Annotated in this window: 13 protein-coding genes; 11 read left to right on the top strand and 2 right to left on the bottom strand. The window is 66.6% G+C overall.

Going from position 1 to position 21,881, the window contains the following annotated elements; genetic code table 11:
* Positions 1–21: 21 nt before the first annotated feature.
* Complete coding sequence (gene groL, locus CXQ90_RS02155) at positions 22–1,632, top strand: chaperonin GroEL (RefSeq protein WP_104136602.1); 1,611 nt, start codon at positions 22–24, stop codon at positions 1,630–1,632.
* Positions 1,633–1,744: 112 nt separating this feature from the next.
* Here the strand turns inward: groL and CXQ90_RS02150 are convergent, their stop codons facing one another.
* Positions 1,745–2,713, bottom strand: a complete 969-nt coding sequence (locus CXQ90_RS02150; protein WP_258064318.1) for a DUF389 domain-containing protein — start codon at positions 2,711–2,713, stop codon at positions 1,745–1,747.
* Between the two features lie 193 nt (positions 2,714–2,906).
* On the opposite strand from CXQ90_RS02150, the gene CXQ90_RS02145 reads away from it, so the two are divergent.
* The 3 genes from CXQ90_RS02145 to CXQ90_RS02135 all read left to right on the top strand — a co-directional run bounded on the left by CXQ90_RS02145 (position 2,907) and on the right by CXQ90_RS02135 (position 8,548).
* Positions 2,907–4,922, top strand: coding sequence for an acyltransferase family protein (locus CXQ90_RS02145; protein WP_104136885.1), 2,016 nt, complete (start codon positions 2,907–2,909; stop codon positions 4,920–4,922).
* A 191-nt stretch (positions 4,923–5,113) separates the two neighbouring features.
* Positions 5,114–6,625, top strand: coding sequence for an IMP dehydrogenase (gene guaB, locus CXQ90_RS02140; RefSeq protein ID WP_104136600.1), 1,512 nt, complete (start codon positions 5,114–5,116; stop codon positions 6,623–6,625).
* 69 nt (positions 6,626–6,694) lie between these two features.
* Positions 6,695–8,548, top strand: coding sequence for an ABC transporter ATP-binding protein (locus CXQ90_RS02135; protein WP_104136599.1), 1,854 nt, complete (start codon positions 6,695–6,697; stop codon positions 8,546–8,548).
* Between the two features lie 113 nt (positions 8,549–8,661).
* On the opposite strand, the gene CXQ90_RS02130 is transcribed toward CXQ90_RS02135, so the two are convergent.
* Complete coding sequence (locus CXQ90_RS02130; protein WP_104136598.1) at positions 8,662–10,572, bottom strand: S8 family peptidase; 1,911 nt, start codon at positions 10,570–10,572, stop codon at positions 8,662–8,664.
* A 222-nt stretch (positions 10,573–10,794) separates the two neighbouring features.
* On the opposite strand from CXQ90_RS02130, the gene CXQ90_RS02125 reads away from it, so the two are divergent.
* From CXQ90_RS02125 to CXQ90_RS02095, 7 genes are all read left to right on the top strand, one after another.
* Entirely contained in the window at positions 10,795–11,931 is a 1,137-nt protein-coding gene (locus CXQ90_RS02125; RefSeq protein ID WP_104136596.1) for a GuaB3 family IMP dehydrogenase-related protein, read from the top strand.
* An 88-nt stretch (positions 11,932–12,019) separates the two neighbouring features.
* Positions 12,020–13,771, top strand: a complete 1,752-nt coding sequence (locus CXQ90_RS02120) for a glycerol-3-phosphate dehydrogenase/oxidase (protein ID WP_104136595.1) — start codon at positions 12,020–12,022, stop codon at positions 13,769–13,771.
* A 52-nt stretch (positions 13,772–13,823) separates the two neighbouring features.
* Entirely contained in the window at positions 13,824–14,312 is a 489-nt protein-coding gene (locus CXQ90_RS02115; protein WP_104136593.1) for a PTS sugar transporter subunit IIA, read from the top strand.
* A gap of 181 nt (positions 14,313–14,493) precedes the next feature.
* Positions 14,494–15,375: an SURF1 family protein gene (locus CXQ90_RS02110; RefSeq protein WP_104136592.1), complete on the top strand. Its 882-nt coding sequence runs from the start codon at positions 14,494–14,496 to the stop codon at positions 15,373–15,375.
* Complete coding sequence (locus CXQ90_RS02105) at positions 15,372–15,884, top strand: DUF3817 domain-containing protein (RefSeq protein WP_104136590.1); 513 nt, start codon at positions 15,372–15,374, stop codon at positions 15,882–15,884. Before CXQ90_RS02110 ends, CXQ90_RS02105 begins: the two co-directional genes overlap by 4 nt.
* A gap of 88 nt (positions 15,885–15,972) precedes the next feature.
* Entirely contained in the window at positions 15,973–17,562 is a 1,590-nt protein-coding gene (gene guaA / locus CXQ90_RS02100) for a glutamine-hydrolyzing GMP synthase (RefSeq protein WP_104136589.1), read from the top strand.
* Positions 17,563–17,753: 191 nt separating this feature from the next.
* Positions 17,754–21,782, top strand: coding sequence for an AAA family ATPase (locus tag CXQ90_RS02095; protein ID WP_258064317.1), 4,029 nt, complete (start codon positions 17,754–17,756; stop codon positions 21,780–21,782).
* The last annotated feature ends 99 nt before the right edge of the window (positions 21,783–21,881 follow it).

The raw sequence follows: 21,881 nt of genomic DNA, 5'->3' as shown, positions 1-21,881 counted from the left end.
CTGTCTTGAAAGGACAAAACCATGGCAAAGCAGCTTGCGTTTAACGACGCTGCCCGCCGGTCGCTTGAAGCCGGCATCGACAAGCTCGCCAACACGGTCAAGGTGACGCTCGGCCCGCGCGGCCGCAACGTCGTGCTGGACAAGAAGTGGGGCGCTCCCACCATCACGAACGACGGCGTGACCATCGCCCGTGAAGTCGAACTGGATGACCCGTACGAGAACCTTGGCGCCCAGCTGGCCAAGGAAGTCGCCACCAAGACGAACGACGTCGCCGGTGACGGCACCACCACCGCCACCGTCCTGGCACAGGCACTGGTCAAGGAAGGCCTGCGCAACGTTGCCGCAGGCGCCGCTCCCGGCCAGATCAAGCGCGGCATCGAGGTTTCCGTGGAAGCCGTTGCTGCCCGCCTGCTCGAGAACGCCCGCCCGGTCGAAGGCACCCAGGTTGCCAACGTCGCTGCCATCTCGGCACAGAGCGACGAGATCGGCGAGCTCCTCGCCGAGGCATTCGGCAAGGTCGGCAAGGATGGTGTGATCACCATCGAGGAATCCTCCACCACGCAGACCGAACTGGTCCTCACTGAGGGCATGCAGTTCGACAAGGGCTACCTGTCCCCGTACTTCGTCACCGACGCGGAACGCCAGGAAGCAGTCCTCGAAGACGCCCTCATCCTGATCAACCAGGGCAAGATCTCCTCGGTCCAGGAATTCCTGCCGCTGCTGGAGAAGGCGCTGCAGAGCTCCAAGCCGCTGTTCATCATCGCTGAGGACGTCGACGGCGAGGCCCTGTCCACGCTGATCGTCAACCGCATCCGCGGCACGCTGAACGTGGTTGCCGTCAAGGCTCCGGGCTTCGGCGACCGCCGCAAGGCCATGCTGCAGGACATCGCCACCCTGACGGGTGCGCAGGTTGTTTCCCCGGAACTGGGCCTGAGCCTGGATTCCGTTGGCCTCGAGGTGCTGGGCACTGCCCGCCGCATCACGGTCACCAAGGACAGCACCACCATCGTCGACGGCGCGGGCTCGGCTGAGGACGTCGCTGCACGCGTCGCGCAGCTGCGCGCCGAGCTGACCCGCACCGACTCCGACTGGGACAAGGAAAAGCTCCAGGAACGCCTGGCCAAGCTTGCCGGCGGCATCGGCGTGATCAAGGTCGGCGCAGCCACCGAGGTTGAGCTGAAGGAAAAGAAGCACCGCATCGAAGATGCAGTGTCCTCCACCCGCGCCGCTCTCGAAGAGGGCATCGTGGCCGGCGGCGGTTCCGCGCTGATCCATGCGCTGAAGGCCCTGGATGAGGATCCGGCCGTCACCGCGCTCGAGGGTGACGCAGCCGCTGCTGTGGGCATCGTCCGCCGCGCCCTGGTCCAGCCGCTGCGCTGGATCGCCCAGAACGCCGGCTTCGACGGCTACGTGGTAGCTGCCAAGGTTGCCGAGCAGGACACCAACGGCGGTTTCAACGCCAAGACCGGCGAGTACGTCGACCTGATCGCGGCGGGCGTCATTGACCCCGTCAAGGTCACCCGCGCAGCCCTGCGCAACGCGGCCTCCATCGCCGCGCTGGTTCTCACCACCGAGACCCTCGTGGTGGAGAAGCCTGCCGACGAGGAAGAGCACGCGGGCCACAGCCACTAGGCTGTACCGCACTCAACGCGCCTTGTAAGGGGCCGGACCAGCTGCTGCTGGACCGGCCCCTTTTTCGTGTCCAATGCCCGCATTCGCTCGGGTGTGCCGTGGCGCTGCCGCCCTAACGCCGGGCGCGGAGGGCCTGCCGCCGCAACCGTGACGCGGTGCCGTCGGGCAGCCGCTTCGTCACCAGGCGGTAGAAGTACAGGACGGCGACGGCGGCCGCCGCGATTCCGCCCAGGTTCACCAGCAGCTGCAGCGCCGAGCCGGCGGCCTTTGCGAACTCGCCCAGAACAAGGGCCACGGCGACGAAACCCGCCGCCGGCACAGTGGTGACGGAAATGAAGACGCCAACCAGCGCAGCCGAACGCCTGCTTATCACCGAAAGCATTCCCGCAGCGCCGGCGAGGACGGCCACGATCAGGGAGAACGGACCAGGGTGATAAATGAACTCGGCCGATGACGCCCGGTCCAGGACGTCGCGGGGAAAGAGACCCGCGGGGAGCGATAGCCAGGTGACCAGCGCCGTGATGAGCATCGCGGCGGGGAAGCCGACGCCGAGGGCAAGTGCCGCCCGGCGTCCCAGCCGCCAGTTCCCCCGTACAACGGAGACTGCCAGCGCGGCGAGCGGTCCGAATTCCGGCCCCACCGCCATGGCGCCGACGATCGCGATGGTGGAGTCTGTGACAATGCCGATCGCGGCGAGCAGCGTGGCCAGCACGAGGAACGTCAGAAAGCTCCAGCTGAGCCTGGATTCCTCACCCGTCTGGCGGGAAACCTCGTCCCAAACGACCGAGTCGGAGCCCTCCCCGGGCGCGGCTTCCTCAGCCGTATCCGCCCGACTGGACAGGACAAACTCCGGGATCGAGGCGGCAACGGACCCCATCGTGTCGACGTCCAGGGCCCGGAGCTTCTCCATCAGCTCCTCCACCGATTCCCGGGCGACCTGCACCACGATGACGTCACCTTTGGGCAGCACCGAGGCTCCGGAGTGCAGGGCGACCTCCGCCACCCCGGCCTGCTGCTGACAACAATCTGCCGCGAGTTTGGACAGCTCGGCCGGCACGCAGACGCGCATCTGTACGATCACCGGACACTCCCTTCGCCTCCTTGCAAGACTAGTCACACCGGCGCTGCCGATTGGTCTGAAAGATCACGAATTGGTAACATGGATGCTTTGTGCCGCCGCTTTTCGAAAGGTTGCCGTGTCAGCAGCGAGAACGATTGACCCGCCGCACCGGGAACCTGACCTCGAGTCACACCGGGAACCGCGGGCTGCCCGGGTGAAGGCCCAGTCGGGGTACCGACCCGAAGTCCAGGGCCTCCGCGCCTTGGCCGTGCTCATGGTGGTCACGTACCACGTGTGGCTCGGCCGGGTCTCCGGCGGCGTGGACATCTTCCTGCTGATTTCCGCGTTCCTGCTGACCCTGTCGTTCGTACGGAAAGTGGAGGCCGGGAAGCCCCTGCGCCTGGTGAGCCACTGGCTGCACCTCTTCAAACGGCTGATTCCCGCTGTGGTGGTGGTGATCCTCGGTGTTCTTGCGGGCACCTGGCTGGTCATCCCGCAAAGCCGCTGGCCCGACGTCCTTAACGAAGCATGGGCTTCCCTGCTTTACCGGCAGAACTGGCTGCTGGCGGAGACTGCCGTGGACTACTACGCGCAGGACCACGCCGGGGCGAGCCCGCTGCAGCACTTCTGGTCCTTGTCCATCCAGGGCCAGGTCTTCATTCTCTGGCCCCTCATCTTCGCCGGCGCCGCCCTCGTGTGGAGGCTTCTGCAGCGCCGCCGGAACGTCAGTTACCGGCTGGTCCTGATGGTCGCCTTCAGCGGCATCTTCATTGCCTCCCTCATCTTCTCGATCGACCAGACCGCCACGAACCAGGCGTATGCGTACTTTGATACCCGGACCCGGCTGTGGGAGTTCGCCCTCGGGTCCCTCCTGGCGCTGTCACTGCCCTACCTCAAACCAGGCAAGGCCCTGCGGGTCGTGCTCGGTTGGGCGGGGCTCGCGGCCATGATCTCCTGCGGCCTGGTGCTCACCGTCGACCGGTCCTTTCCCGGCTTCATTGCCCTGTGGCCCACGCTGGCGGCTGCGGCCATCATTGTTGCCGGCCAGAGCGGCAGCCGGTTCGGGGTGGACCGCGTGCTCAGCTCCAAGCCCCTGGTGGCCCTCGGGGACAACTCCTACGCGCTGTACCTGTGGCATTGGCCGGTCCTGGTGCTGGCGCTGGCCGGCACCGGAATCGACTCCCCCAACCTCGTCCAGGGCCTTGCCATCGTGGCCGCCTCGGTGGTGCTTGCCGTGCTGACCACCCGTTTCGTGGAGAAACCGCTGCGTGAATGGCACTGGCCGCAGCTGCGCGCCTGGCGCACCGCCGTCGTGATTGTTGCCTGCGGTGCCCTGCTGGCCGGTCCCGTTGCCGTCTGGCAGACGCGCCTGACCGCGGACGAAGCGGCGGCCGCCGCGCAGCCGCGGGAGCTGACACCGGGTGCCGCCGCGCTGGCGCCCGAAAATGTCGGCAAGCCGACGCCCGAGGCCACCGTTATTCCGGCACCCGCCGCCATGAAGAACGAGTGGGCGGACATCGACGGACTGTGCACGGACGGCAACGTTCCCAGCGACCCGCTGCTCAGCGGCTGCCTGCAGAACAGCAGGCCGGACACCGTGAAGAAGCGCATCGTGGTGCTCGGCGACTCCCACGCTCAGCAGTACATGGCCGCACTCGGCCCCATCGCCAAGCAGCACGGCTGGGAAGTGGTTGCCCTCCTGAAAGGCAACTGCCGGTTCGGTGCCGAATCGCCTGAGCGCGACGCCGACTGCAACGCCTTCAACAAGGCCAGCGCTGCCTACGTGATGGAGCACAAGCCGGATGCCGTGTTCACGGTGGCGTCCCTGACCCACAAGGAAGCACCCTTCGAGACCGAGGTTCCCGGATACCTCGACGGCATCAGGCCGTTCACGGAGGCGGGCATGGACGTGGTGGGAATCCGGGACAACCCGCGCTTCAGCATCAACATGCCCGAATGCGTCCAGAAGTACGGCGCCGAGGCACCCGAGTGCAACGCGCCGGTCGGCGAGTCCCTCGCGGATTCATCGCCGCTGGACGCTTACCGGGGCAGGGTGGACGGCCTGCACCTCATGGACATGAGCGACTTCATTTGCGCCGGCGGCATCTGCCCGGCAGTGGTGGGCAATGTGTACGTCTACAAGGACGACAACCACCTCACCAAGACCTATGTGCAGTCGATGATCCCGATGTTCGAAAAGCGCCTCCTCGCCACCACAGGCTGGAAATAGCGGCACCGTGGCCAGGGCGGCTGCCGGGCCCCGCGTGCCATTGCTCACATTGCGGTTCCGGAATATGGGGATCGCCGCTGAGGTTCTAGAATTTATTCAACACTTCTGCACAGGCCAGTCCCGTAATGACGGGCTGGTCATCAGTTGCAACCCCTACCCGTGAACCCATGACCAAGGTAAGAGGCGCACTCATGACCCAGCCCGAACACGACCCCTTCGGCTTCGTCGGCCTGACATACGACGACGTCCTGCTGCTTCCCGGCCACACGGACGTCATCCCGTCCGACGCCGACACGTCCTCCCGGATCTCCAAGCGGATCACCGTCCAGACGCCGCTGCTCTCTGCCGCCATGGACACCGTCACCGAATCCCGCATGGCCATCGCCATGGCCCGGCAGGGCGGCCTGGGCGTGGTACACCGTAACCTTGCGATCGATGACCAGGCCGACCAGGTGGACCGCGTCAAGCGCAGCGAATCCGGCATGATCACCAATCCGCTGACCATCCGCCCCGAGGCCACGCTGCAGGAACTCGACGAACTCTGCTCGCAGTACCGGGTGTCCGGGCTTCCCGTCGTCGACGAAGGCAACCGGCTCCTGGGCATCGTGACCAACCGCGACACCCGCTTCGTGCCGGAATCGGACTTCCCGCTCCGGCTGGTCAGTGACGTCATGACCAAGATGCCGCTGGTCACCGGCCACGTGGGGATCAGCCGCGAGGAGGCCTCCCACAAGCTGGCCACCAACAAGATCGAGAAGCTGCCGCTCGTGGACGAGCAGGGCCGGCTCAAGGGCCTCATCACCACGAAGGACTTCACCAAGGCCGAGCAGTACCCGCTGGCCACCAAGGACGACGAAGGCAGGCTGCGCGTCGGCGCCGCCATCGGTTTCTTCGGCGACGGCTGGGAACGCGCCATGAAGCTCGTGGACGCCGGCGTTGACGCACTCTTCGTGGACACCGCCAACGGCCACTCGCAGGGCGTGCTGGACATGATCCGCCGCCTGAAGTCGGACCCGGTCGCGGCGCACGTGGACATCATCGGCGGCCAGGCCGCCACCCGCGAGGGCGCGCAGGCCCTGATTGACGCGGGCGCAGACGGCATCAAGGTGGGCGTGGGCCCCGGATCGATCTGCACCACCCGCGTGGTGGCCGGCGTGGGCGTTCCCCAGATCACCGCCATCTACGAGTCCGCCAAGGCGGCCATCCCGGCCGGCGTTCCGCTGATCGCCGACGGCGGCCTCCAGTACTCGGGCGACATCGGCAAGGCGCTGGTCGCCGGTGCAGACACCGTCATGCTCGGGTCGCTGCTGGCCGGCTGTGACGAGTCCCCGGGCGAGCTGATCTTCGTCAACGGCAAGCAGTTCAAGAGCTACCGCGGCATGGGCTCGCTGGGCGCCATGCAGTCGCGCGGCAAGAACACGTCCTACTCCAAGGACCGCTACTTCCAGGCCGACGTCTCCGGCGATGACAAGCTCATCCCGGAAGGCATCGAAGGCCGCGTGGCCTACCGCGGGCCGCTCGCCTCCGTGGCGTACCAGCTGGTGGGCGGACTGCGCCAGACCATGTTCTACGTCGGCTCGCCGACCATCGCCGAGCTGAAGGCCCGCGGCAAGTTCGTGCGCATCACCCCGGCCGGGCTCAAGGAATCGCACCCGCACGACATCCAGATGACCGTGGAGGCCCCGAACTACGGTTCACGCTGAGCAGCACCGCCGGTTGGGCTTGGGGCGAAGCTCAACCGGCGGATGCCCGTGCGGGACTAGGCTGAATCCATGTCCCAACCACGGCACCCGGTCGAGCTGAATCCGAAAAAGGAACCCCAGCGGCGGCTTGCCCTGAGGCCCTACGCCCGAGCCGTGGCGCAGGTGCTCAGGGTCAGTTTCCGGGCCTCGCCCGGGGCTGTTGTGATGAAGGTGGCCGGATCCCTGATTTCGGCGGTGCTGCCGCTCGTGACCACGTACTTCGCCGCGCTCACCACCACGGCGCTGGCGGCCGCCTACACGGGGGACACCGCCGCGGGGCAGCAGGCCATTGTGTATGTCATCATCACCGCAGCCCTCGGTCTTTTCTGGGGCGGCTTCAGCAGCGTGGACCGCTACATCCAGCAGCTGATGAGCTTCAAGGTGGGCGCCATCGTCGGCGACCTCATGTACGAGCGGTTCCTCGCCCTGGACTTCTGGCGGTACGACGATAAGGAAACGGTCGACCTCTACGACCGCGCCAAGCGGTTCTCCGACTCCTACGCCAGGGTCCTGGACCGGATCGCCGCGATCTTCACGCAGCTCGTCTCGGTCATCCTGGCCATCGGTGCACTCCTGCTCGTGAGCTGGTGGATCGCCGTGATCGTGCTCGTGGCGATCGTTCCCAGCGTCTACCTGCAGTTCAAACTCTCCCGCGAACAGATTGCCCACTGGAACACCCAGGTGGACTCGCGCCGCCAGCGCCGAATGATTGAAACCAACCTGCTCCGCCCCCAGCACATCGCCGAAATGAGACTGTACGGGATCGTCGGCTACCTCATGGGGCTGCGCTCGCGGCTGCGCGAGGCCGACGAACGGCGCAGGCTCGACTTCCAGAAGCGCTACATTCCCAAGCAACTCGCGGCGGACGCCCTGCAATATGGTGCGGAAGTGGTGTCGCTGATCTGGGTGGTGGGCCAGATCATCGCCCGCGCCCAGCCGGTGGGCCAGTTCCTCTATGTGCAGCAGATCGTCAGCCGTGCCCTGTCCACCGCCAACAGCCTGGTCTCCTCCCTGAGCTCCATCGACGAGGACCTCGCCAACCTCAAGGACTACGAGCTGTTCATGGCGCTGCCGGTCCACTCCGACCATTCGCCGCCCGTCCTGGGGGCGCCGAAAACGGTTGAGCTGCGCGATATCCGTTTCACGTACACAGGCAGTGATCTGGAGGTCATCAAGGGCATTTCCCTCACCATCCGGGAGGGCCAGCACATCGCGATCGTAGGGGAGAACGGGGCAGGCAAGTCCACTCTGATCCGGATCCTGGCAGGGCTGTACCGGCCCGATTCGGGGCAGGTAATGCTCGACGGCGTGGACCTCGCCGCCGTCGACGTCACCTCGTGGCACCGCCACCTGGCGGTGCTGAGCCAGGAATTCCTGAAGTACGAGTTCGCCACCGCTGCGGAAAACATCTTCCTTGGCGATGTGGACGCGCCCCGGGACGACGGCCGCATCCGCAGGGCGGCCGCGGACGCCGAGGCGCTGGACTTCATCAACAAGTTGCCCAACGGCCTGGACAACCACGTGAGCAACTGGATGGAAGACCCGCGCGGGCGCAAGGGCAGCGGACTGTCGGGCGGCCAGTGGCAGCGGCTGGCCATGGCCCGGAACTTCTACCGGAACGCGTCCTTCATGGTGATGGACGAGCCCACCTCCGCCATTGACGCCCTCGCCGAGCACCGGATCTTCAGCCGGCTTTTCGCTGACCGGAGCAGCACCATCATCGCCATCAGCCACCGCCTCGCAACGATCGAGAAGGCAGACATCGTGTACATGCTGGAGGACGGCAGGATCGTCGAACAGGGCACGCACAAGGAGCTCGTGGCACTGCGGGGCCGCTACTTCAGAATGTTCGAATCCCAGCTCACCGTGGACGAGGGAGTCTGAAGTCGGCTTCCGGACTGACGGCTCCGGCAGAAAGCAGAGAGCGGAAACCGCCGGCCGCGCAGTGCGCGGCCGGCGACCTGACAGAACCTTATGGCACCTGACCCAAGGCGTCCCTACGAGGTGGTCACCGATGTGTCATCGATGGCGAAGAGCGTTTGCAGGGATGAATCCTCGGCTCCCAGGAACCTGAGCGTGACGCTCTGCCCCTTGTAGGCACTCAAATCCAGTTGCTTCTGCACATACCCGGAGGATTTGTTGAGGTTGGAGTACGTGGCGAGCGTCGTTGTCACGCCGCCGCTGATGACCTGGACCTTGAGCGTGTCGTAGACCTTGTTGGGCGTGGTTTCGTCAGACAGTACCTTCAGGTGGAAGGACAGCGACGCGCCGGATACCGCCGCCGGGACGGCGAAGGCCTGGTCCAGCTTGTAGGAGGTTGCCTGGCCCCAGCCGTTGAGGCCGGCGAAGCGGGTCCCGGTCCGGGCGTTTGCCCCGGTCTCAAAAGTGTCGGCATGATCGGAGGTCCAGGAGACTGCACCATCCTCGAATCCGGGGTTCAGCAGCAGGTTTCCCGCCGGCGGCGGCGGTGGGGTTCCGCCCAGCAGTCCCATGGTCTTGGTGGCGTCGGACAGCCCCGCCCCGCAGCCGGTGGTGCAGCCGCCGGGCATGGCCCGCGTGCCCTGCTTCAGGGTTGATTCCACCTGCGCGGGAGTGAGGGACGCCGTCTTGGACTTCATCAGGGCCGCCAGGCCCGCCACGTGCGGGGAGGCCATGGACGTGCCCTGGTAGTTGGCGTAGCCAGCCGCGCCGGGCGTGGTGGTGCCGGTGTTGATGGTGGAGAGAATGCCCCCTCCGGCCACCCGGACGTCGCCGCCGGGGGCTGTCAGGTCCACGGCGGCGCCATAGTTGGAGTAATAGGACAGCGTGCCGCTGGGGTTACTGGCCGCCACGCTCACCACATTGCCGCAATTGGCGGGCCGGAAGCCGGACGCATCCTGGTTGCTGTTGCCAGCCGCAACCACCACAGTGGTACCGCGGGAAACGGCGGAGTCGATGGCCGCCTGGTACGTGGTGCCGCATGCGCCCGAGCCGCCGAGGCTCATGTTGATGACCCTGGCGGGGTTGGCGTTGGCCGGGATGCCGGCAACGGTTCCGCCCGATGCCCAGACGATGGCGTCGGCGATGTCCGACAGGGATCCGCCGCACTTGGCCAGCACCCGCACCGGGACCATCTTGGATCCGGGGGCTACGCCGGCCACTCCGGTGGCATTCGCGGTGACGGCGGCGACGGTTCCGGCCACGTGCGTGCCGTGCCAGGAGGAGTTCCCGGCGGTGGGCTGTCCACATTCGCCTGCCGCGTACCAGTCGCCCTGGTCCTGGGCGTTGGCATCCCGGCCGTTGCCGTCACGTGCTGCCGTGGCATCCGAGACGAAGTCATAGCCTGGGAGCACGTTGGCGTCGAGGTCCGGGTGGGCTGTGATTCCGGTGTCGATCACCGCCACGGTCACGCCGGTTCCCGTGGCAACATCCCACGCTCCCGGGATCCGCATGCCGTTGGCGGCGGTGAAGTCCCATTGCTCGCTATAACGGGTGTCGTCGGGAGTCAGTACCGCCCTCATGCGGGCGTCGGGCTCCACTGAATGCACAGCCCCGGATGCAGCAATCGCAGCCATGAAATCCTCGGCGGCCTGGCCGGAGAGCGGTTTGTCAGCTCCGATCAGGGTGCCGCCGGTGGCCAGGGTCCGCAGCTCCTTTACGCTCACGCCCTGGTCCCGGGCCGCCTTGCCCCAGGCATTGGCCCTGCCCTTCGGCGTGGCGTTGGCCGCGTCTTTCGTGAAGCCCACGATGAACCTCGTGTAGGCCTCGTCGGCGGCCGGCTCCTGCACGGCCACCGTGCTGCGTGTGGTGCTGTCGGCTGCTCCAGGGTTGGCGGAAGCGGGCGAAGCGGTGAAGGCCAAGGTGCCGACGACCGCCGACAGCGATAGGGCCAGGACGCGGGTGCTCCTGGCCGTTGATGCTCTTCCCATTGGATCTGCTTTCTCGCATCGGGCACAGGGGTAGCCCGAAGTTGGGTGGAGTGAAAAGCGGCCACCAGGCGTGTCAGCCGGTAACCGAGAGCTAACTTAGGTCTATTTTCAAGTTCTGTAAACCGTTGACAAAAGCAGTCAATAGAGTGTGAACTGTCAGTTCCTGTCTGGCCCGTCTGGCCCTCATCGGCCCCAACCCGCAAGGTCAAGTAAAGTGGTCACGTGACTTACGAGATTGAGATTGGCCGTGGCAAGCGTGGGCGTCGTGCCTACTCCCTGGATGACATCGCGATCATCCCCAACCGTCGTACGCGTGACCCCAAGGATGTCTCCGTCTCGTGGCAGATCGATGCCTACAAGTTCGATATGCCCGTCATTGCCGCGCCCATGGATTCCGCCATGTCGCCCGCCACAGCCATCGCCCTGGGGCGCCTCGGCGGACTCGGCGTCCTTGACCTCGAGGGCCTCTGGACCCGGTATGAGGATCCACAGTCCGTACTGGACCAGATCGCCGCGCTTGAGGACGAGACCAACAGCCCCGCAGTCACCCGCCGGATGCAGGAGCTCTACCAGGCACCCATCCAGCCGGACCTGATCACCTCCCGCCTGGCGGAAATCCGCGCCGCCGGCATCACCGTGGCGGGTTCCCTCACTCCGCAGCGCACCCAGGAGCACTACAAGACCGTGCTCGCGGCCGGCGTCGACATCTTTGTGATCCGCGGAACCACGGTCTCCGCAGAGCACGTTTCGAAAGACCGCGAACCACTGAACCTGAAGCAGTTCATCTATGAACTCGACGTCCCCGTCATCGTGGGCGGCGCCGCCGGATACACCCCCGCCCTGCACCTGATGCGCACCGGCGCGGCCGGCGTGCTGGTGGGCTTCGGCGGAGGCGCAACCACCACCACGCGCCGCGCGCTGGGCATCCACTCGCCCATGGCGTCCGCCATTTCCGACGTCGCTGCCGCGCGCCGCGACTACATGGACGAGTCCGGCGGACGCTACGTGCACGTGATTGCCGACGGCGGCATGGGCGCCTCGGGCGACATCGTCAAGGCGATCGCGATGGGAGCCGACGCCGTCATGCTGGGCAGCGCCCTGGCCCGCGCCGAAGAGGCGCCGGGCAGGGGCTGGCACTGGGGCCAGGAGGCGCACCACCTGGAGCTTCCCCGCGGCGACAGGGTCAACGTCGGCACCGTGGGCCCGCTCGAGGAAGTGCTCTTCGGCCCGGGCCACCACACCAACGGCGCCTCGAACCTCATCGGCGCGCTGCGGCGTTCCATGGCCACCACCGGCTACTCGGACCTGAAGGCATTCCAGCGGGTCGACGTCGTGGTGTCTCCCTACGCCGGCAACTGACCCCTGCCGCCCTGGCCGCACCCTGCCCATCGGCGGAGGTTGGAAGTAGTCTAAGGATCTACAACGTCGGCGAGTAGGGAGGCCTGTCATGACCGGTTTTGCTGAAGGTGCAGAGGCGAGCAAGGGAGCCTTAGGGCCCGAGGCACGGGAGGCTTCGCTCGCGGCGCTCAAGGCCACCACGGAGCCGGGCAAGGAACTGGACATCCTCGTCGTCGGCGGCGGGATCGTAGGGACCGGCACCGCCCTCGACGCAGTGACCCGAGGCCTGAACGTGGGCATCGTGGAGGCAAACGACTGGGCGGCCGGGACGTCATCGCGCTCTTCCAAGCTGATTCACGGCGGCCTCCGCTACCTCGAAATGCTTGACTTCGGGCTCGTCAAGGAGGCCCTGCAGGAACGCGGCCTGCTCCTATCCGAACTTGCACCCCACCTCGCACGTCCCGTTCCGTTCCTGTATCCGCTGACCAAGCCGTTCCTGGAACGCCCCTACATCGGGGCGGGCATTGCGCTGTACGACGCCATGTCCATTTCGGGAGGCCACAAGCGCGGAGTTCCCTTCCACAAGCACCTGAGCCGGCGCGGCACGCTGCGGGCGGCGCCAAGCCTGAAAGACGACGCCTTCGTGGGCTCCATCCGTTACTACGACGGCCAGGTGGACGACGCCAAGTACGTGGCCAACCTCATCCGCACCGCGGCCTATTACGGGGCCCACGCCGTCAACCAGGTGGCGGTGGTAAATTTCCTCCGCGAGGGTGAACGCGTGGTGGGGGCCAAGGCGGTCAACCATGAGGACGGTACCACTTTCAACATCCGGGCCAAACAGGTGATCAACGCCACGGGCGTCTGGACGGACGAGACCCAGGCCATGGTGACCGAGCGCGGCCAGCTCAAGGTCCGCGCCTCCAAGGGGATCCACCTGGTGGTGCCCCGCGACCGCTTCCAGTCGACCGTGGGCCTCATCCTGCGCACGGAGAAATCCGTGCTGTTCGTCATCCCGTGGGGGCGGCACTGGATCATCGGCACCACGGACACAGACTGGCACCTGGACAAGGCCCATCCCGCGGCATCGAGCAAGGACATTGACTACCTTCTTGAGCATGTGAACAAGGTCCTCAAGCGTCCGCTCACCCGGGAGGACGTCGAAGGCGTCTACGCCGGCTTGCGGCCCCTTCTTGCCGGGGAGAACGACTCCACAGCCAAGCTGTCCCGCGAACACATCGTGGCCCATCCCGTGCCGGGGCTTGTGGTGGTGGCGGGCGGCAAATGGACCACGTACCGGGTCATGGCCAAGGACGCCGTTGATGAAGCCAGCCGCAGCATGGACGAACGCGTTCCTCCGAGCTGCACTGAGTCCGTGCCGCTGCTGGGCGCCACCGGGTTCAGGGCCGCCTGGAACCGCCGCAACCGCACCGCAGAGGAAACGGGCGTGCACGTGGCGAGGGTTGAGCACCTGCTGAACCGCTACGGGTCCATGACTACCGAGGTGCTGGCCCTTATCCATGAGAGGCCCGAGCTCGCGGAGCCGCTGCCGGGGGCTGACGACTACCTGCATGCCGAGGCCGTGTACGCGGCAACCCACGAAGGCGCACGGCACGTCAACGACGTCCTGACCCGGCGCACCCGCATTTCCATTGAGTCGTGGGACCGGGGTGTGTCTGCCGCTCCGGTAGTCGCTAAGCTTATGGGAGAAGTTCTTGGCTGGAGCGATGCGCAGCGGGAAAGCGAAATCACGCATTACCTTGCGCGGGTGGAAGCCGAACGGCTCAGCCAGCAGCAGCCGGACGACGAGTCCGCGGATGCTGCCCGGCTGGGCGTGGAAGACATCGTCCCGTTGCGCTGAGACCACAACCGCCGCGGAATTGGGGCTCCGGGCCTCACTGAAGGGACACCACTTGGCGGAACCACTGGACCGTTACGATGCCGAACTCACCACACCGGAGATGGTGATTCTGGAGCTGGACGCGGCAAACAAGGCAGACGCTGCAACCCAGCTGGCGCGGACGCTGTACGCTGCCGGACGCGTCTCGGACCTCGAGGGCTTCCTGGGGCACGTCAACGCACGTGAACACCAGCTCGCCACCGGGCTTCCCGGGGGCGTGGGCCTCCCGCACGCCCGCAGTGAATTTGTCTCCCGGACCTCCATCGCCGTCGGCATCACCAAGTACGGCAGGGCCCTCGATTTCGGGGCCTCGGACGGCCCGGCCACCGTTGTTCTGCTCATCGCCACCCCGGCCAGCTCATTCTCGGACCACCTTGAGGTGCTCGCCACCCTGGCAAGGTCGCTGTCCAAGGAGTCCTTCCGGGAATCGCTGCGCCGCGCCTACGATGCCGAAGTCATTGCGGAACTGATCAACTCAAGCCTGGTTTTCTTCGACCACTAGGGATTGGGGCAGGCCCTTTCGTGTCGACTCCGTCGCCACGTAGGGACCCTGCTGGCCCACTCTAGGGGCAGGCCCTTTCGTGTCGACTCCGTCGCCACGTAGGGACCCTGCTGCCCCACTCTAGGCCGTTTCCAGGCAGCCCGTTTCGTTGTTCTACACGGGGACGAAGTACGGTTAAGGGGTGTGGAAAACAGCCCTCCAGCCCCGGTGGATCGCAGGCCTCGTGTTTGCGATCGTCATTTCGGGTGTCTTCGTGCTGCTGAGCCAGTGGCAGTTCGGCCGGTCCACCCAGCCCGAGGTGCCTGTCAGCCCCACCACCGAGGAAGTCAAGAGCCTCACCGACACCCTGAAACCCGGCGAATTCTTCCGGGGCTCGGTGGCCGACCAGATGGTGACCGCCACGGGCACTTATGACCGCTCCAAGCAGGTCCTCGTTCCGGGCCGGCTCAAGGACGGCAAGACCGGATACTGGGTGGTGACGGCCTTCGCCGTCGCGGATGCCCCCGTGCTCAAGGGCGCCGCCGCCTCCCCGGAAACGTGGATACCGGTGGCGCGCGGATGGATCGCCGATCCCGCCGAAGCCGCTGACCCGCCGTCGGGCACTATCCGGCTGACCGGACGGCTCCTGCCGTCCGAGGCGCCTGTACCCAATTTGGCACCCGCACCGGGGCAGGCTTCCGCCGTCTCGGTCGCCGAACTCATCAACATCTGGAACGTCAGCAGCTACCCGGCCTTTGTTGCGGCCACCGCCGAAATCTCCGGAACGTCCGCCGTCGGTGCCGCCGCCGGCAGCGGCCTGCAGCCGCTGAGCATCGGCGCGCAGCCGCCGCCCCCCAAAGTCAACTGGCTGAATCTCTTCTACTCGGTGGAGTGGATCGTCTTCGCCGGGTTCGCCCTCTTCATCTGGTGGCGGCTGGTCAAGGATGACTACCGGCGCAGCATCGAGGAAGACGAAGACGAAGACGACGGCGGCGAGTTCGCGCCGGAAGGCACCGCCCAGCCGGAAGCAAAGCAGCCGGACACGACCCAACAAGACCCCACCCAACAAAAGGTACAGCCATGATCGAACCCAAGCCTGCCATCCAGCCGCAGCCGTCGAACCAGACGGGCTCAGGAGCCGCGAAGAAGCGACGCTTCGGCGGAACAGAAGCACAGATTCGCTCGGCCCTGAAGTTCTACAAGGTCATGGCATACCTCACTGGCGCCATGCTCCTGCTGCTCTGTGCGGAGCTGGTGGCGCGCTACGCCTTTGGCCAGTACCTGTTCGCGGGCGGAACCAACGCCGTGACGGGCCAGCCGTTCGGGTTCGGTTTCGCGGACGCGGAGCCCAAGGGCGTGCTCAACGGATTCAACGTGTCCGTGGCGGTGCTCATTGTCCACGGCTGGATGTACGTGGTGTACCTCATGTCGAATTTCCGGCTCTGGACGCTGATGCGCTGGCCGTTCGCCAAGATGATCCTGCTGGCCCTCGGCGGCGTGGTGCCGTTCCTGTCCTTCATCGTGGAGAAGAAGTTCCATGCCGAAGTTGAAGCCGAACTGGCGGCCAACCCGCAGGCGGCCAGCCGGTACTGATCCCGGCCGCCGGCGCGCGGGAGTTCCATGCGTCACAGCGGGCCCCTTCAAGATGCGGCGGGGCAACGGTGCAAAGTAGTCTAGGACGGTGACTACTCCCACTGCATCCCAAACTTCCCAGAAGCCGGTGCTGGTTGTTGACTACGGTGCCCAGTACGCGCAGCTGATTGCCCGCCGCGTCCGGGAAGCGAACGTGTATTCGGAAGTGGTTCCGCATACCTATAGCACCGAGCAGCTCCTGGCCAAGAACCCCGCCGCCATCATCCTGTCCGGCGGACCCTCCAGCGTGTACGCCGACGGCGCCCCGAAGGTCGGAGCCGACCTCTTCGAAGCCGGCATTCCGGTTTTCGGTATCTGCTACGGCTTCCAGGCGATGGCCAACGCACTCGGCGGCAAGGTGGCCCAGACCGGACTCCGCGAGTACGGTTCCACCGAAGCCACCGCAGTGGGTGGTGCCCGGTCCATCCTGTCCGGAGTGCCTGAGCTGCAGAACACCTGGATGAGCCACGGCGACTCCGTCCAGGAAGCACCCGTAGGCTTCGAGGTCCTGGCCACCACGGCCGGCGCCCCGGTGGCCGCGTTCGCCAACGAGGAAAAGTGCCTTTACGGCGTGCAGTGGCACCCGGAGGTCAAGCACTCGGCGTACGGCCAGCAGGTTCTCGAGAACTTCCTGTTCAAGGGCGCCAAGCTGGAACCCAACTGGACCACCGGCAACATCCTCGAAGAGCAGGTTGACCGCATCCGCAAGCAGATCGGCGATGCCAAGGTTATTTGCGGCCTCTCCGGCGGCGTGGACTCGGCGGTCGCCGCGGCCCTCGTCCAGCGCGCGGTCGGCGATCAGCTGACCTGTGTGTTCGTGGACCACGGACTGCTCCGCGAAGGCGAAGCCGAGCAGGTTGAGCGTGACTTCGTGGCCGCCACCGGCGTGAAGCTCTATGTGGCCAACGAGCAGGAGCGCTTCCAGGCCGCGCTGGCGGGAGTCAGCGATCCCGAGACCAAGCGCAAGATCATCGGCCGTGAATTCATCCGCGCCTTCGAGGAAGCCGAGCTGGCCATCATCGCCGAGGCCGCGGCCCACGGCGAGAAGATCAAGTTCCTGGTTCAGGGCACCCTGTACCCGGACGTCGTCGAATCCGGCGGCGGCGAAGGCGCAGCGAACATCAAGAGCCACCACAACGTGGGCGGCCTGCCCGAGGACCTGCAGTTCGAGCTCGTTGAGCCGCTGCGGGCCCTGTTCAAGGACGAGGTCCGCGCCGTCGGAGCCCAACTGGGCCTGCCGCAGGAAATCGTGGGCCGCCAGCCGTTCCCCGGCCCGGGCCTGGGAATCCGGATCGTCGGCGAAGTCACCAAGGAACGCCTGGACCTGCTGCGCAAGGCGGACGCCATCGCCCGGGCCGAGCTGACCGCCGCGGGACTCGACAACGACGTTTGGCAGATGCCGGTGGTGCTGCTGGCCGACGTCCGCAGCGTTGGCGTCATGGGAGACGGCCGGACCTACGGCCATCCGATTGTGCTGCGCCCTGTGTCCTCCGAAGATGCCATGACGGCGGACTGGTCGCGCCTTCCGTATGACCTGCTGGCCCGGATCTCGAACCGGATCACCAACGAGGTCGAAGGCGTCAATCGCGTGGTGCTGGACGTAACCAGCAAGCCGCCGGGAACCATCGAGTGGGAATAGCGTTTTGAGTGGCCGGCCTCCGCAGGGAGGCCGGCCACTTCACTTTGTCCGGCCGGCCGGGCCTTTGTCCGGCCGTGCGGACCGCTGTTGAGTCCGGCAATGCCGGGAGACGGCGCGAAATCCGCCGCAACTTGGCCCGTTCCAGTGTTGCGGTCTCTCACCCGTCGCCGTTTGCGGCTACGCTCGAAAGTATGCCCGTATGGTCCAAGGCGTCACGTGCAAGCGCAGAAAAGAAGGCAGTAGTGTCAGTTGGTCAGGTCGACTCCGAGGGTTCGGACGAGCTCAGGAAGTGGCTGTCAGGGCTTAAGCCCGTTACCGGCGCGGACACCATGCTGCGCTTCACCAAGACCCCTGAGGGCTCGATCGACCTCACGAACGCCCACCCGTCCGGCCTTGCCCAGCTCATGGCGGGGCGCCGCACCAGGCTTTCCACGCTGATCCGTGACCAACAGCAGTACGTTGTGGCTGCCCGGGCCTCGCGGAACCTGCGCTCCAAGATTTTCGAACTGGCCAATGACCGCGGCATCGAGGCCGGCTATTTTTCGGCCGGTACTGTGGTGTGGACATCCGCCGTCGGGGGTAAGCCGCAGCGCATCTCGGCGCCGGTCATGCTGACCGCCATCTCCCTCACCATCCGCCCCGGCGAAGGCGACTACGAGCTGCAGCTGACGGAACAGGCGCGCATCAATCCGGCCCTGATCCGGCACCTGAAGACCATCCACGGCATCGTGTTCGACGTCAACGCCGTGACCCGGATGGCCTACAGCACCGCCCGCTTTGACCCCCAGCCCGTCCTGGACCGGCTCAGCACACTGGTCAAGCCTATCCACGGGGCCGAGGTGGAGCACAACCTGCTCGTCTCCACGTTCGCGGATCTGTCAGGCAACCTGGACGACCCCTGGATCAACCAGCAGAACGCGCTCGTGGCCGCCTTGGCCCGGTCCGCCTCGGGCGAGGTGGTGGACGTGCCCGCGCTGCAGCCCGGCCGCTTCCCGAGCGTCGACGAGCGGGACCCCGCCAGCGAGCTGCTCCTGCTGGACGCGGACTCGGACCAGCAGTACGTGATTGACGCCGTCCGGGCAGGGGACTCGCTGGTGGTCAGCAGCCCCCCGGGAACCGGCCAGACCCAGACGGCGATCAACACCGTCGGCGCCCTGGTGGATGAAGGCAAGACTGTCCTAGTGGTTGGGGACAGACGAGCCAGCCTCAACGAAGTGGCCGGCCGGCTCGAGGACCTTGGCCTGGACTCCATCTTGTTCCAGCTGTCCGGCAGCGCAACGCCCCAGCAGCTCAAGGGCCAGCTGGTCCGTGCGATCGTCCGCAACGAGAAATCCAGTGAGCCGCGGCTGGGCGGCCTGCACAAAACGCTGACCGAACACCGGCACGCCCTGATGGACCACGTGGAGTCGCTGCACAACGTCCGCAAGCGGTGGGGCTGCTCGCCGTACCAGGCGATGCAGTCGCTGGCCGAGCTGACCGCGATCCAGCCCGCCCCGGCCACCACGGTCCGCCTGAAGCGCAGTGTGCTGGACAGTATCAGGGACCGCGACGAACTCGCCGGCAGGTTGAAGCGCGCGGCAGAACTCGGCAGCTTCAGCAGCGCGTCCACCTCGAGCCCCTGGCACGGCGCCCGGCTGGTGACGCGGAAGGAGACGGAGGAGGCGCAGGAGCTGGCGCGCTCCGTCGAGAAGAAGCTGCCGCTGCTGCACGACCGCATGACGGACGTCGCGGGCCACGCGGAAATCCGTCTGGGGACGACCTTTGCCGAATGGGGTTCCCAGCTCAAGCTCCTGGTCGCGGTCCGGGAAAGCCTGGACAAATTCACCCCCGACATTTTCGACCGGCCGGTGCACGACCTCATCTCCGCGACCGCATCGTCCGCCTGGCGCCGTGAGCACCACATCGACATGGCGTCAATGCAGCGTTCCCGCCTTCGCAGGGTTGCCAAGGAATATGTCCGGCCCGGGGTGCACATCGCCGATCTGCACAGTTCACTGGTGCTGGTGCAGGACCAGCGCGCACAGTGGGCCGCGTACGCCACCACGCAGCGGCATCCTGCGGTGCCTTCGGGGCTGGCCGAGATTACGCTCATGTACCGGGGGCTGACCCGCGAACTGAAGCTGCTGGGCGATGCCCTGCGGCACACGGCGGCTGGCGGTTCGCTGGAAACGACGCCCTACCCGGAACTCATGGAGCGGCTGGAGCGGCTCGTCTCTGACACCGAGACGCTCAAGACGCTGCCGGAGCGCACGCTGCTGATTGAGAACATGCGCGAGCACGGCCTGGGTGAACTTCTGGCGGACCTCTCAGAGCGGGAGGTCCCGGCCGAGTCCGTGGCCGCCGAGCTGGAGCTTGCCTGGTGGCAGTCCGCCCTGGAAGCCATGATCAGCGGCGACGACTACCTCGCCATGTCCGACGGCGACGCCCTGCGCCAGCTTGAGGCCGAGTACAGGCTTGCCGACAACGCCCACGTCGCCAGCGGCGCCGGACGGCTCCGGTGGCAGCTTGCCGAGCGCTGGCGCGCCGCCATCGCCGCGAACCCCCGCCAGGCGGACCTCCTCAGGAGCCTGCTCAAGGACGGGCGGGTGACCCTTGCGGCGCTGACCGCCCAGGCGCCCGAGCTGGTTCCCATGCTGGTTCCGGTCTGGTCGGTGAGCCCCTACCTGATGACGGGCCTCCTCCCGGCCGAGCAGAAGTTCGACGCCGTGGTCATCCTGGACGCCGAAGCGACGTCGCTGCAGGCCGTCCTGCCGGCTGTGGCCCGCGCAAAGCAGGTCATTGCCTTCGGCGACGACAAGATCGCGAGCCCGCGCACCTTCACGGTCGCCGTGGAGCGGCTCGCCGCCGGCGAGCAGTCGCACCAGAGCGTCGAAAGTGCCTATACCGCCCTGGAGGCGGTGCTGCCGACGTGGCGCCTGCACTCCGTCTACCGCGCGGTTGACGAAGATCTGGTACTCCAGCTGAGCAAGGGCTTTTACGACGGCGGCCTCCGCCGACTGCCCGAAGGCCAGTCCGCCACGGGGCTGGACCGCGCCCTGCTCGTGGAGTACCTGCCCGACGGCACGGGGCTGCCGAGCGCCGACCACGAGGGCGTGGAGTCGGTGGTGGCAGAGGTCAACCGCGTGGTGGAGCTGGTGTTCGAACACGCCCGCCTCCGGCCGCGCACAACACTGGCGGTCGTCACAGCCAGCCTTCGGCACGCCGCGAGGATCGGCGAGGCGATCCGGCTGCAGCTGCCCAACCATCCGGCACTCGCCGGGTTCTTCACCGCCGGGGATGAATCCTTCCGGGTGGTGGACCTGGAGCGCGCCCAAGGGCTGGTCCGCGATCATGTGATTTTCTCCCCAGGCTACGGCCGGACGCCGCATGGGCGTGCCCTGCACAACTTCGGTCCGCTGTCCGCCGAGGGCGGCCGGGCAAAGTTCGCCCTGGCCATGACCCGGGCCCGCCAGTCTTTGCACGTCCTGACATGCTTCAAGCCGGAGGACCTTGACCGGACCCGGCTGGCCCACGGCGCGGTGGATCTGTACGAGCTGCTGGACCGCGAGATCTCAGGCAACACCGACCTCGGAACCCCGGCGTCACGAGCGGCTGCGAGCGAGCAGGCGCTCGGGGCGGATCCGCTCGTGGCAGACCTTGGCGACCGTCTCCGCGCACGCGGGGCACGCGTCTGGCACCAGTACGACGGTGTCATCGACGTCGTGGCCGCCGCCGACCCCCTGAGCACCATGGGCCAGGACGAAGCCGACATTCCGCGGCCGGTGGCCATCGAATCCGACGGCACCGAGCAGTACCGGCAGATGACGGTGCGGGAACGCAGCAGGCTGCGCCCGCAGCTGCTGGAACGGCTCGGCTGGCGTTACTTGCCTCTGTGGACGATCGAAGTCTTCACGGATCCCTCGGCATGCGCCGACCGGATCGGCGGCTACCTCGGACTCGAGAAGCCGGCGCTTCCGGTCCGGTCCGTGGGATCGCCGGGATTCCTGGACGACGACGTCAGCACTCTGGACGATGGCTCGTACGCAGGCAGCGACGACGACTACCAAGACTCGTACGTTGACGACCACCAGGGTGCGGACCCCGACGAAGCGGACTTCGCGGCGGAGGCACGGCAGTTTTCCGACGGCAGCGCCGACGAAGACTTCAGCGCTGCCCTCGAGGACGGGCTCGAAAACGACTACGACGGTGATACCGCGGACAGGAAGGACGGCACGCAGTGAACGCCGGTGCAGTGAACGATGGCTCCCGGAAGGACCGGGCCGCCAACGCAGCCCCGTTAAAGGCCTCCGGGCCCGTGGAGAAGACCTCCGGGCCCGCGA

Source organism: Arthrobacter sp. ZGTC131 (assembly GCF_002929275.1).
GTDB lineage: Bacteria > Actinomycetota > Actinomycetes > Actinomycetales > Micrococcaceae > Arthrobacter.
The sequence above is the reverse complement of the archived record's forward strand: the minus strand, read 5'-3'. Positions and strand labels throughout refer to the sequence as shown.